Genomic DNA, 11934 nt, shown 5'->3' with positions numbered 1-11934 from the left:
CTCCCCGGGGTGGGGAGGCGAAGGATAGATAGCAGGGGGATTAGACGTTGAAGCGGAAGTGAATTACGTCACCATCAGCGACAACATAATCTTTACCCTCCAGGCGCCACTTGCCTGCGTCTTTTGCCCCAGCCTCGCCATTGTGATCGACAAAGTCACTGTAGCTAATCACTTCGGCGCGGATAAAGCCTTTCTCAAAGTCCGTATGGATCTTGCCGGCGGCATTCGGAGCGGTGGCTCCCAGCGGAATGGTCCAGGCACGCACTTCCTTCACTCCGGCGGTGAAGTAGGTGTGCAGGCCCAGCAGCTGGTAACCGGCGCGGATTACCCGGTTCAGGCCGGGCTCTTCCATACCCAGTTCTTCCAGGAATTCTTGCTTCTCATCGTCGTCCAGTTCAGCGATTTCCGCTTCAAGCTTGTTGCAGATGGGTACTAGTACAGCGTTCTCTTCAGCGGCAATGGCGGCAACGGCGTCCAGGTGCGGATTATTTTCGAAGCCGTCTTCGTGCACGTTGGCAATGTACATGGTGGGCTTCACCGTGAGCAGGCTCAGTTCACGCAGGTCCGTCAGTTCATCTTCGGACAGGCCAAAGGAGCGCAGCGGCTTGGCTTCGTTCAGGTGTGGCAGGATTTTTTCCAGCAGCGCTTTCATCTTGATGGCGTGCTTGTCCTGCCCCTTGGCGGCGCGGGTAAAGCGCTGCAGGGCTTTCTCCACAGTGTCCAGGTCGGCGAGTGCCAGCTCGGTGTTGATCACTTCGATATCGGATACCGGGTGCACCTGATTGGCCACGTGGATGACATTGTCGTCTTCGAAACAGCGTACAACGTGAGCGATGGCATCGGTCTCGCGGATATTGGCGAGGAATTTGTTTCCCAGGCCTTCACCCTTGGAAGCGCCTGCAACCAGTCCGGCGATATCGGTGAACTCCATGGTGGTTGGAATCACCTTTTGAGGCTTGACGATCTCCGCCAGCTTGTCGAGGCGGGGGTCCGGCACTGGCACTACGCCGGCATTCGGCTCAATGGTGCAGAAGGGGAAGTTTTCTGCGTCGATTCCCGCCTTGGTCAATGCATTGAAGAGGGTGGATTTGCCCACGTTAGGCAGGCCGACAATACCGCAAGTAAAACCCATGGTGATATTTTTCCGTTTGCCTGAGGCGCGAAGCGCTCTCTGCTAATTGCGTTTGAAGTCCGGTAGTGATTGCGCTGGCGGGAGTCTGGGCGGGCTGGGTAGCGCGGCCTCCGAATGATCCGGGCCAGCCGGGAAAATACCGGCAATTTGGCGCAGCACACTATCGAGATTTCCGGGGCAAAAGGCAAGCCGCCCGGTGGGATCTATTTGGCGGTGTGCAGCGTTTTCATGGCTGCGCCCCAGTCGCCGCTGGCGGCGGTGGGCAGCACGTCGATCGAGTGATCGATGGCGTCAGCCAGAGTTTCCTGTTCCGCCCTGGGGGCGCGCTGAAGGACAAAGCGCGCCACTTCGCTGGCGCTACCGGGGTGGCCGATGCCGAGTCGCAGGCGCATAAAGTCCCGGTTGTTGCCCAGAGCGGCAATAATATCCCGCAAGCCATTGTGTCCGCCGTGACCGCCGCCAGCTTTCAGGCGCGCGATACCGGGGGCCAGATCCAGCTCGTCGTGAGCGACCAATATGGCTTCCGGGGGAATTTTGAAGAAGTTCGCCAGCGGGCCTACAGCCTGGCCACTGCGATTCATATAGGTGGTGGGAATCAGCAGCCGGACTTCCCGGTTGCCGATTCGCACACGGCCGGTGAGGCCGTGGTATTTGCTGTCGGAGCTGAGCTGAGTGCCGTGGCGGCGTGCCAGCTCGACAACAAAGTCGGCACCGGCGTTATGTCTTGTCCGGTCGTATTCCGGCCCGGGGTTGCCCAGGCCGACAATCAACTGGATCGGAGTATCCGGTGCCGCAGCCAAGGTGATTACTCTTCGCCTTCGCCAGCTTCTTCGGCTTCAGCTTCAACAGCGCCGCGAGGCTTGTGAATAGAAGCTACAACCAGGTTGTGGTCTTCGCCGTGGCTCAGATCCGCAGACTCAACACCTTCCGGCAGTTTCAGGTCGGAGATGTGCAGGATGCCATCCAGTTCCAGGTCCGCCAGGTCTACTTCGATGAACTCGGGCAGTTTTCCGGCAGGAGCATTGACTTCCAGCTCGGTAAGGGTGTGAGAAACGATGCCGCCGGCCTTAACGCCTTTACAGGTTTCTTCGTTGAGGAAGTGCAGGGGCACTTTCACGTGTACTTTGGTGCTGGCGGAAACGCGCTGGAAGTCAATGTGCAGAAGCAGCTGCTTTGCAGGGTGACGTTGCAGATCGCGCAGAATAACTTTCTCTTCTTTGCCGTCGACGTCGATGGTCAGCATGGAGGAGAAGAAAGCTTCGTTTTCCAGGGCCTTGAACAGGTCCTTTTGCAGCAGGGATACGGACTGCGGCTCAACTTCGCCACCGTAAACGATGCCGGGTACACGGCCTTCCAGGCGACGCAGGCGGCGGCTCGCACCTTTCCCTTCATCGCTGCGGGCAATGGCGTTCAGTTTGATATCAGACATGGGTAAAACCTCGGGTTGTCTGTCCAGAGAGACCTGCGACCGGACCGCTCTGGCGTTAGTGTAAATTGGGCGCTTGCCCAGAAGTAATAGCCCGGCAGTGCCGGGCGGGCGCGTATTCTACGGGAATCAGTCCCAAACGCAAAGTGCCCCGCTGCTGCGGGGCACTTTTCTATTTGCCGATAAGGAGTCCTTAGCGGAACATCGCAGAGAGGGATTCCTCATTGCTGATACGGCGCATGGACTCGGCCAGCATGGCAGATAAGGTCAGCTGGCGAATTTTTGGAGCCTTTTCCATTTTGTCACCCAGCGGGATGGAGTCGGTAACCACCAGCTCATCCAGAACGGAGTTGTTCAGGTTGCTGATGGCATTGCCGGAAAGTACTGGGTGGGTACAGTAGGCGACAACTTTCTCGGCGCCGTGCTCTTTCAGGGCGTTGGCGGCGTTGCACAAAGTGCCAGCGGTGTCGACCATATCGTCTACCAGTAGGCAGGTGCGGCCACTAACTTCACCGATGATGTTCATCACTTCGGCAACGTTGGCGGCGGGGCGGCGTTTGTCGATGATGGCTAGGTCGCAGTCGAGGCTCTTGGCCACGGCGCGGGCACGAACAACACCGCCAATATCGGGGGATACCACAACCAGGTTCTGGTACTTCTGGCGCTCGATATCGTCGAGCAACACGGAAGAGCCGTAAACGTTATCCACAGGCACATCGAAGAAGCCCTGAATCTGCTCGGCGTGCAGATCGACAGTCAGTACGCGGTCGATACCCACGCTCACCATCATATCGGCAACCACTTTTGCGGAAATTGGTACACGCTGGGAGCGCACGCGACGGTCCTGGCGGGCGTAGCCGAAGTAGGGAACCACTGCGGTAACGCGGCCGGCTGAGGCGCGGCGCAGGGCGTCAACCAGTAGGATTAGCTCCATCAGGTTTCGATTGGTGGGCTGGCAGGTGGATTGCACTACGAAAACGTCGCGACCGCGTACGTTGTCGGTAATTTCAACTGCAATCTCGCCGTCGGAGAAGCGCTTGACCGTGGCTTCGCCCAGGGGGATCGCCATATGGTCGACAATTTTCTGCGCCAGTTCCGGGTTTGCGTTGCCGGTGAAGACCATTAAGTCAGCCACTGCGAGTTCCTTTAATTCTGTCTTGAAGTGAGTTGAAGTGTAGATGCCGGCATAATTTGCTAGCAGTTAGGATGCGATAGCACCACTTTTTATAGGGGGCGATAGAGCGGATAGCGAAGCTGTTAAATGTGCTGGCCGTGGCTCCTGGTCACCCAGGTGGTTGCTTTGATATTCGGAAAGCCTCCGGGTCGACGGCAGGGAGTTGCATGCAAAACTGCCTTCGACATTATTCTTTAGAATTCGGGGGTAGGCTTTTTGTAGCCCGCTACGAGTGGCCTCGGCCGGTTGGGTCAGTGTCGACTGAAACATGTCGGAACCGGTTTTTGCTGGTGCCACTGTATAAAAGGAAAATGGCTGGGGCGGAAGGATTCGAACCTTCGCATGACGGGATCAAAACCCGCTGCCTTACCGCTTGGCTACGCCCCAGTATCTTTCCTCAATTGCTTGAGGTTAATTTCGCGAGCTGCTGATGTGTCGGTGAAGTCTGTACACCGGCCGCAACAAAACCCTGCCATTTTCGCGGTAGCCTGGCAAGTGCCGATCGGGCTGCTTGCTCAGTTCCGAAGGCGGCAAAAACGCAACCTCCGGTGCCGGTGAGTTGTGCTGGCGCAAATTGCTGCAGCCACTCTCGGGCATCGCGAACTTCAGGGTAGAGACTCTCAACAAGTTCCTGGCAGTCGTTACCGGAAAAAGCTTCCAGCTTTTTACTGCTGAGTGGCGTTTCATTGAGCTGCCCCTCGCGAAGGGCCGCTAATGTAATTGCGTCGGAATCTCTTGTCAAACGGGAATCGGAAAAAATTTTTGCGGTACTCACCTGGCAACCGGGAGCAAGGACTAAATAGTGGCGTTTTTCTGTGCAAAGTGGTGTGAGTTTTTCTCCAACACCTTCGGCCCAGGCGGTGTGCCCTCGCACAAATACTGGAATATCTGCGCCGAGTTGCCGGCCAAGCTCTGCGAGGGTATCGATGGATAGATTGCACTGCCACAGATAGTTGAGACCGAGCAGAGTAGTGGCTGCGTCGCTACTGCCGCCGCCGATACCGCCACCGTGTGGCAACTTTTTACTCAGGCGGATATCTGCACCGGGAAGCGATTTATTCTGCCACTGCATATTTTGACGCAGCAGCAGAGCTGCGCGATAGACCAGGTTGTCCTGCTCGGGAACATCCAAAGCGCCTGCATCCACACGGATAATGCCGTCGTCCCGCAGGGAGAACTCAAGACTGTCGCCATAATCGAGTATTTGAAAGAGAGTTTGTAGTTCATGGTAACCGTCGGGGCGACGGCCGAGTATACGCAGAATCAGGTTGAGTTTTGCGGGGGCGGGTAAGGTCAGCATGCGGGAATGTTGGGCCGGTTAATTCTGTTGGGCGCATCATACCCGCATGCCGGGGCTTCGGCATTTAAAAAGCCCAGTCCTTAATTACCAGAGTGACTTGTACCGGCCCGGCGGCACCGTTGGTCTGGGCTTTAATACGTGTGGGAAGTAAGTAAGGGCCGTTTTGGCGATAATCGCTGAACCGCAAGGACCAGCCGGATTGTTGCAGGCTCTGTAGCTCGCCCTGGCCGTTGTGTTTTTCAGCGCCTCTTGGCCCAGGCGCGGGAAGACCGCGTACCCAGTAGAACATTTCCCTAGCCGGCAGCGGCCAGCCCAGAGTTTGCTGGGTGAGTTGGGCGGCATCGCGGGCGACTACCGGCGCTTCATTGCCGCGCACCAGACTGACACCGCCAGCGGAACCGGAAATTATCGTGGTACCAGCACCCAAGGGGCCGCTTAGGTGAATACGAAAATTTTGCGGGCCACTCTGTTGCCAGGTCAAATTGGCACTGCCGTTATCTGCCGGAGAGCGCACTCCGAGTTTTCCTTTGATAGTCCACTGCTTGAGTTGGGCTACCGAGGTGGGAGCTGCAGTTTCGCCGGGGGGCTCCTGAGCAACGGGCTCTTTGGTCTTTTGGCCAGCACAGGCGGAGATCAGCAGAGTCAATGCTGTTGCCAGGAGTAAATAAAACTTACGGGTAGCGGCGTCAGTTGTCGGATACATGTTGTTCCAGTGTTTCTTTGATTTGCAGTCGTTTCATCGCAGCCGGAATAATTTTGCTCTCTGGATTGGCGGCCAGCCCATCGTTCCAGACTTTGAGGGCCGCTTCGCGATCCCCCTGGACCCAGAGCACCTCACCCAAGTGGGCAGAGATTTCGTGATCCGGCAGTTTTTCCAGGGCTTTGCGCAAATATTTTTCCGCGTCGCGATAATTCCCCAGACGGTACTGCACCCAGCCCATACTGTCGATAATGGCTGGATCCTCCGGTTCCAGCTCCAGAGCCCGGCTGATAAGTTGCAGGGCTTCCTGGCGGCGGGTCTCATCGTCGATCAGTTTGTAGCCCAGTGCATTTAATACCGTGGCGTTATCCGGGTCGCGTTCCAGTAGTGTACGTAGGTCCTTCTCAAACGCTGCGGCATTGCCCAACTGATCGTTGAGCAGGGCGCGGCTATACATCAGGCGGCCGCTGTTACTCAGTTTAGAAATGGCCTGGTCTGCCACTTGTAGGGCCATCTGTGGCTCACCATTCCTGCGCAGCAGTTCGACCTCCATCAGGAAAAAATGTTCTACCTGTCCGGGGTGCCGCTCTCGCAACTTGGCAAACCACAGGCTGTTTTCACGGTGTTTACCACTGACTGCGAGTAGCTTGGTGCCCTTGGTAATGGCCTCCACGTAATCGTTGCCGGGTTGCACTTGTTGGAAGTGTGCGGCGGCAGTGTCGTTGTCACCCCGCTTCTGCGCGAGTCCGCCCAGGTAAAAGTGTGCCGCCGATTCGTGTTGTTTTAGTTCCAGTAGACGGTCGAGCAGGGGTTTGGCTTCACCGAGCTGGTTGGTTTCATAGTGAATCAACGCCAGGGATAAAATCAGGTTGCCGTCCTCTGGACGCTGTTTAACTAATTCGGCGAATTGTTGGCGAGCAAGATTGAGGTCTTCGCGAATAAGCAGGCGCGCGTATTGTAGGCGCAGGCGGGTTTCCTCTGGATAAATTTTGACTAAATTTTCCAATAATTGAATGGCTTCGTTGCGTCTATCCAAGTCCACCAAAAGATGGCTTTGTAGCAGCGGTGCATCGATTTGTTCGGGGTGTTGTTCCTGAATGTGGCGTACCAGTGCGAGGGCGCGCCTGTACTGCTTCGCATCACGCAATACCATGGCATAGGCCATAACGACTTCATCGTTATTGGGGTAAACCTCAGCCAGCCGGGCAAATTCAGCACGAAGTTGTTTATCGAGTTGTTGATGGCCGATGGCGGTGGCGGCGAGAGATTGCATCGGTGCTTTGCCGCCGAGAGCGAGCGCTCTCTCAGCGTGTTTCATGGCCTCTAAAAACTCTCCAGACAAGGTGAGCTCTGCGGTCAGTGCCAGTTGGGCATCCGCATTGTCCGGCTCCAGCTCAGCCCACAACTGTGCCGAACGCAGTGCGGCCTGACGCGCATTGAGAAAGCGTGCGATGCGGGTTGCACGCGCTGCCACGCCTGCATCTTTAGTAACTTCAGCCTGGTGGTAGTAGTTGGCCAGGGCCACATCGTACTGTTCGCGTATACCGGCGACTTCGGCTACCAGCAGTGTGTAAAACGTATCTATGGGGAAGCTGCGCGCTGTATCCTCCCCGGCAGCGGCCGTCCCTTCATCGCGATGCTGTTCCCGAGCTGAAGGCTCGGTTTCCTCATTGGTTGTCGTTTCAGGCGGCATTTGGGCGCAGGCACTCAGTAGGTAGACGAGGGATAGGCAGAGCGCACCGAGTGATAGAGTTTGGTTTTTGAGGAGGGGGAGCGGACGACGGGGTGGAAGCATAGATCGTATCCATACATGGCTGCTACTGGGATGCAGTGTCAGAGTGGCGTGTTTTAAACGTTTATCGCCATATAATTCTAGCCGTGAATCCGCTTCTGGAGCGCGGGCCCTGGGCCGGTTATTCAAATCAGCGCATAATTAAACCGCCTCATCAGCTTGCAAGCAAAGCGGTGGCCCGTGAAAATGCGCCCCGAATGCGGATGACGCGCCTCTAGATTTAGCCGACGGAATTCTATGCCAATTGTTACCCTGGGGATCAACCACGACAGTGCGCCAATCGAGGTGCGCGAACGGGTCGCTTTTGCACCCGAGGTGATGTCCGGTGCCCTGGGGGATGCGCGTAAGGCGCTCGACTGCCGGGAACTCGCCATTCTTTCCACCTGTAATCGCACCGAAATCTACGGCAATGTGGAGGCGGAGCCGCTGCTGCAGTGGCTGGCCGAGTATCATCAGGTACCGCTGGAGCAGCTGCGAGGTTGCAGCTATATCCACAGTGGTGAGGCGGCGGTGCGCCATATGATGCGCGTCGCCTGTGGGCTCGATTCACTGGTCCTTGGGGAGCCGCAAATTCTTGGTCAGATCAAGTCCGCCTATGCGGTGGCGCGGGAGTCTGGCAGTGTCGGCAGTGAGTTGCACCGGGTTTTCCAACGGGTATTTACCGTGGCGAAAAAGGTGCGCACAGAGACGGCGATTGGTGAAAACCCCGTCTCTGTTGCCTATGCGGCAGTATCCTTGGCTTCGCGTATTTTTACCGACCTGAAGCAACAAACTGCGCTGCTGATCGGTGCCGGTGAGACGGTGGAACTGGTGGCGCGCCACCTGTTAGATCAGGGCATTAAGCAGCTGATTGTGGCTAATCGGACTCTGAGTCGCGCGCAGTCTTTGGCGGAAAATTTTGGTGCTGAAGCAATACTGTTGGCAGATATTCCCGAGCACTTGTCCCGCGCCGATATCGTGATTAGCTCCACCGCCAGTCAGCTGCCGATTTTAGGGAAGGGGGCGGTGGAATCCGCGCTGCGCAAGCGCCGTCACAGCCCCATGTTTATGGTGGATATCGCTGTGCCACGGGATATTGAAACCGAGGTCGGCGAGCTGGACGATGTCTACCTGTACAGTGTTGACGATCTGCGCGGCGTGATCGATGAGGGGATGCGCTCCCGCGAACGCGCCGCCGAGGCCGCCGGGGAAATTGTAGATAGCGCTGCGGCGGAATTTACCAAAGAGGGGCGTGCTCTCGGAGCGGTGGACACGATTCGCAGCTACCGCCAGCGCGCACAGCAGATAAGTGGCACCGAACTTGAGCGGGTACTGCTGCAGCTCGATAAGGGCGATGACCCCAGGCGTCTGCTGGAGCAGCTGGCCCGTTCACTGACCAATAAATTGATCCATGCTCCCACGATCAGCCTGAAAAAAGCGACTGCGGATGGCGATCTGGAGCGGCTGCGTATCGCCCGCGAAGTGGTGGGGCTCGATGATCTCGCCGATACCGAATTAGAGAAAAAACAGAAATGAAAGAATCCCTATTGAACAAGCTGGAGAATCTGCAGGAGCGCCACGAAGAAGTTTCCGCGCTGCTTGGTGACGCCAGCATAATTTCCGATCAGGATCAGTTCCGTGAGCTATCGCGGGAGTACTCCGAGCTGGAAGAAGTGGTCAAGTGTTACGGCCGTTACAAACAGCTGAAAGAGGATATGGCTGCGGCGCGGGAAATGCTTGGCGAGAGCGACCCCGAGATGCGTGAAATGGCCCAGGAGGAGCTGCGTGAGGCAGAGGTCCAGGTGGAGCCCATGGAGCGCGAGCTGCAAACCCTGCTGCTGCCCCGGGACCCCAATGACCGCAAGAATGTCTTCCTGGAAATTCGCGCTGGCACCGGCGGTGACGAAGCGGCGATCTTTTCCGGCGATCTTTTCCGTATGTACTCGCGTTACGCAGAAAAACAGGGCTGGCGTATTGAAATTGTCAGTGAGAATGCTGGCGAGCACGGCGGTTACAAAGAGATTATCACCCGTGTGGCCGGTGAAGATGTTTACGCCAGGCTGAAGTTTGAATCCGGTGCACACCGTGTGCAACGAGTGCCGGAAACCGAATCCCAGGGGCGTATTCACACTTCCGCCTGTACCGTGGCGGTAATGCCGGAGCCAGACGAGCGCGATGCGATCGAGATCAATAAGGCCGATCTGCGTGTGGATACCTACCGCGCTTCGGGAGCTGGTGGTCAGCACGTCAACAAAACCGACTCCGCTGTGCGCCTGACGCACCTACCCACCGGCATCGTGGTGGAGTGTCAGGACGAGCGGTCCCAGCATAAAAACAAGGCCAAGGCGATGGCACTATTACAGGCCAAGCTTTCCAGCGAGCAAGAGGCGGCTGCTGCACAGGAGATCTCTGATGCCCGTCGTAGCCTGGTGGGTAGCGGCGATCGTTCCGAGCGCATTCGCACCTACAACTACCCCCAGGGGCGTGTAACCGATCACCGTATCGGTCTGACCTTGTACAAGCTCGATGAAGTGATGCAGGGTGCCCTGGAAGAGGTGATTGAGCCGCTGCGTACCGAACACCAGGCGGATCAGCTGGCGGCGATGGGGCAGTAGTTGCCGTGTTGTGTGGCGATATTGGGTAGAGTTTTCCTATGAGCAGTGTGAAGGATAATCTCGCCCGCAGTATTGAGCTTATCGACAGCGAGTCAGCGCGACTCGACGTAGAGGTCCTGTTGGCACATATTCTCGGCCGTGAGCGCAGCTGGCTGTATACCTGGCCGGAGTACGAGCTGAGCACGAGTGAGCAGAGTGAGTTCGATGGACTGCTGACGCGTCGTAAAGAGGGTGAACCTGTGGCTCACTTGACCGGTGAGCGGGAGTTCTGGTCTCTCACCTTGAGGGTCGATGCCTCTACATTAATTCCCCGCCCGGATACTGAACTGCTGGTGGAAGCCGCGCTGGAACTCTGCCCTCAAGAGAAATTGCGCGCACTCGACCTGGGAACTGGTAGTGGGGCAATTGCCCTGGCATTGGCCTCGGAAAAACCGGGATGGCAGATTATTGCGGCGGAGAAGTCTCCCGCTGCCCTGGCGTTAGCGGAGGATAACCGCAGGCGCCTCGGTTTCACCAATGTGCAGATCCTGGAAAGTGATTGGTTTGCCCAGTTGCCGCCCCAGCAATTTGGCCTGATCGTCAGTAATCCCCCCTATATCGATGCAGCGGATCCTCATCTGGCCCAGGGCGATGTGCGTTTCGAGCCACACTCTGCGCTGGTGGCTGAGCGCCATGGGCTGGCGGATATTGAAGAAATCGCCAATCGCGCGGGAAATTTTCTGCAAGACGGCGGCTGGCTGATGGTAGAGCACGGTTGGCAGCAGGCAGAATCCGTACGGGAAATTTTTATTGCTGCCGGTTACAGAGAGGTGGAGAGTCGCAAAGACTATTCCGGCTGGGAGCGCATAACCCTGGGGCGAAAAAACTAGCCGGGCGGGTATTACTAGGATTTAAAAGGGAGGGAGCTCATGCACGATCACGTTCACCATCGCAATGGAAATGGCGCCCTCCGCCCGCTAATTATTGCTCTGATTCTGACGCTTAGTTTTTCAATTGTTGAGGCCATCGGTGGATGGCTGTCGGGCTCCCTGGCGCTACTCGGGGATGCCGCCCACATGCTCACGGATACTTTTGCCCTGGCACTGGGTGCTATTGCTGCGGTGCTGGCAAAAAAGCCCGCAGACCGTGAATTGTCGTTTGGCTGGGGGCGTGCGGAAGTATTGGCAGCAGTGACGAATGGCCTGATTATGTTGCTGATTGTTGTGGGAATCTCCTTTATGGCGATCAACCGCCTGCGCAGTCCCCAACCGGTGCACGGCAGTACGGTGATGTTGATAGCTGCAGCGGGCCTGTTGATCAATATTCTGGCGGCTTGGGTGCTACTGCGTGGCGAGCGCACGCTCAATATTCGCGGCGCATTGCTTCATGTGATGGGGGATATGCTCGGCTCAGTAGCCGCCCTGGCTTCGGGTGCGGTGATTTACTTTACTGGCTGGGTGCCGATTGATCCGCTGTTATCGCTGTTGATCTGTTTTCTGATTTTGATTTCTTGTGTGCGTCTGCTGCGTGATGCGGTGGATGTGCTAATGGAGCGTGTTCCTCGGGAATTGAGCCTGCCAGTTGTGGGGGAAGCCCTGGCCGCGGAGGTAGGTGTGCGCTCAGTACACGACCTGCATATTTGGCGTCTGGATTCCAGCACCATCTCTCTGTCGGCACACATTGTGGTGGATGATTTAAGTGCTTGGCCCGCGGTGTTGGAGCGCTTGAGGAGGACCCTGACCAAGCGCTTTGATATCGAGCATATCACTTTGCAACCGGAGCCCTTGGAGCAGCCCAGCCCCAGGATTATCGATAAAGTGAGTGGCCCGCAGTAGCG

11 protein-coding genes and 1 tRNA gene are annotated in these 11934 nt (G+C 56.9%); 4 read left to right on the top strand and 8 right to left on the bottom strand.

What is annotated here, in order from left to right; all coding sequences use genetic code 11:
* Window positions 1–40: 40 nt before the first annotated feature.
* The 8 genes from ychF to ACJJJA_RS18200 form a co-directional block, all read right to left on the bottom strand.
* Window positions 41–1132: a redox-regulated ATPase YchF gene (gene ychF, locus ACJJJA_RS18235; RefSeq protein ID WP_252083035.1), complete on the bottom strand. Its 1092-nt coding sequence runs from the start codon at window positions 1130–1132 to the stop codon at window positions 41–43.
* Between the two features lie 203 nt (window positions 1133–1335).
* Window positions 1336–1932: an aminoacyl-tRNA hydrolase gene (gene pth, locus ACJJJA_RS18230; RefSeq protein WP_444884009.1), complete on the bottom strand. Its 597-nt coding sequence runs from the start codon at window positions 1930–1932 to the stop codon at window positions 1336–1338.
* Between the two features lie 5 nt (window positions 1933–1937).
* Complete coding sequence (locus ACJJJA_RS18225) at window positions 1938–2561, bottom strand: 50S ribosomal protein L25/general stress protein Ctc (protein ID WP_252083033.1); 624 nt, start codon at window positions 2559–2561, stop codon at window positions 1938–1940.
* A gap of 190 nt (window positions 2562–2751) precedes the next feature.
* Window positions 2752–3681 (bottom strand): ribose-phosphate pyrophosphokinase, encoded by a 930-nt coding sequence (locus ACJJJA_RS18220; protein ID WP_286037025.1) that lies wholly within the window; start codon window positions 3679–3681, stop codon window positions 2752–2754.
* Window positions 3682–4044: 363 nt separating this feature from the next.
* Window positions 4045–4119: transfer RNA gene (locus ACJJJA_RS18215), tRNA-Gln, on the bottom strand.
* A gap of 10 nt (window positions 4120–4129) precedes the next feature.
* A complete protein-coding gene (gene ispE / locus ACJJJA_RS18210; RefSeq protein ID WP_444886987.1) occupies window positions 4130–5032 on the bottom strand; it encodes a 4-(cytidine 5'-diphospho)-2-C-methyl-D-erythritol kinase in 903 nt (300 codons plus the stop codon).
* Between the two features lie 64 nt (window positions 5033–5096).
* A complete protein-coding gene (lolB, locus tag ACJJJA_RS18205) occupies window positions 5097–5735 on the bottom strand; it encodes a lipoprotein insertase outer membrane protein LolB (RefSeq protein WP_252083030.1) in 639 nt (212 codons plus the stop codon).
* Window positions 5719–7527, bottom strand: a complete 1809-nt coding sequence (locus ACJJJA_RS18200; protein ID WP_444886986.1) for a tetratricopeptide repeat protein — start codon at window positions 7525–7527, stop codon at window positions 5719–5721. The genes lolB and ACJJJA_RS18200 overlap by 17 nt, the downstream gene beginning before the upstream one ends.
* 234 nt (window positions 7528–7761) lie before the next feature.
* On the opposite strand from ACJJJA_RS18200, the gene hemA reads away from it, so the two are divergent.
* From hemA to ACJJJA_RS18180, 4 genes are read left to right on the top strand one after another with little or no spacing between them, the layout of a single operon-like run.
* On the top strand, window positions 7762–9039 hold the full coding sequence (gene hemA / locus ACJJJA_RS18195) for a glutamyl-tRNA reductase (RefSeq protein ID WP_444884013.1): 1278 nt from the start codon (window positions 7762–7764) through the stop codon (window positions 9037–9039).
* Window positions 9036–10118, top strand: a complete 1083-nt coding sequence (gene prfA, locus ACJJJA_RS18190; RefSeq protein WP_252083027.1) for a peptide chain release factor 1 — start codon at window positions 9036–9038, stop codon at window positions 10116–10118. Before hemA ends, prfA begins: the two co-directional genes overlap by 4 nt.
* Window positions 10119–10156: 38 nt before the next feature.
* Complete coding sequence (gene prmC / locus ACJJJA_RS18185) at window positions 10157–10987, top strand: peptide chain release factor N(5)-glutamine methyltransferase (protein ID WP_444902968.1); 831 nt, start codon at window positions 10157–10159, stop codon at window positions 10985–10987.
* A gap of 39 nt (window positions 10988–11026) precedes the next feature.
* The gene (locus ACJJJA_RS18180) at window positions 11027–11932 is read left to right on the top strand and encodes a cation diffusion facilitator family transporter (RefSeq protein ID WP_444886984.1); all 906 of its coding nucleotides are present in this window, start codon (window positions 11027–11029) and stop codon (window positions 11930–11932) included.
* Window positions 11933–11934: the final 2 nt, after the last annotated feature.

This window comes from Microbulbifer mixtoriginis (SeqCode) (assembly GCF_052466865.1).
This window is presented reverse-complemented; position numbering and strand designations above follow the sequence as displayed.

Bases quoted from the DNA above. Each gene is read 5' to 3' on its own strand.
- ychF (WP_252083035.1), bottom strand. From the start codon at position 1,132: ATGGGTTTTACTTGCGGTATTGTCGGCCTGCCTAACGTGGGCAAATCC.
- lolB (WP_252083030.1), bottom strand. From the start codon at position 5,735: ATGTATCCGACAACTGACGCCGCTACCCGTAAGTTTTATTTACTCCTG.
- prfA (WP_252083027.1), top strand. From the start codon at position 9,036: ATGAAAGAATCCCTATTGAACAAGCTGGAGAATCTGCAGGAGCGCCAC.
- ACJJJA_RS18200 (WP_444886986.1), bottom strand. From the start codon at position 7,527: ATGCTTCCACCCCGTCGTCCGCTCCCCCTCCTCAAAAACCAAACTCTA.
- ACJJJA_RS18225 (WP_252083033.1), bottom strand. From the start codon at position 2,561: ATGTCTGATATCAAACTGAACGCCATTGCCCGCAGCGATGAAGGGAAA.
- ACJJJA_RS18180 (WP_444886984.1), top strand. From the start codon at position 11,027: ATGCACGATCACGTTCACCATCGCAATGGAAATGGCGCCCTCCGCCCG.
- ispE (WP_444886987.1), bottom strand. From the start codon at position 5,032: ATGCTGACCTTACCCGCCCCCGCAAAACTCAACCTGATTCTGCGTATA.
- ACJJJA_RS18220 (WP_286037025.1), bottom strand. From the start codon at position 3,681: ATGGTCTTCACCGGCAACGCAAACCCGGAACTGGCGCAGAAAATTGTC.
- hemA (WP_444884013.1), top strand. From the start codon at position 7,762: ATGCCAATTGTTACCCTGGGGATCAACCACGACAGTGCGCCAATCGAG.
- prmC (WP_444902968.1), top strand. From the start codon at position 10,157: ATGAGCAGTGTGAAGGATAATCTCGCCCGCAGTATTGAGCTTATCGAC.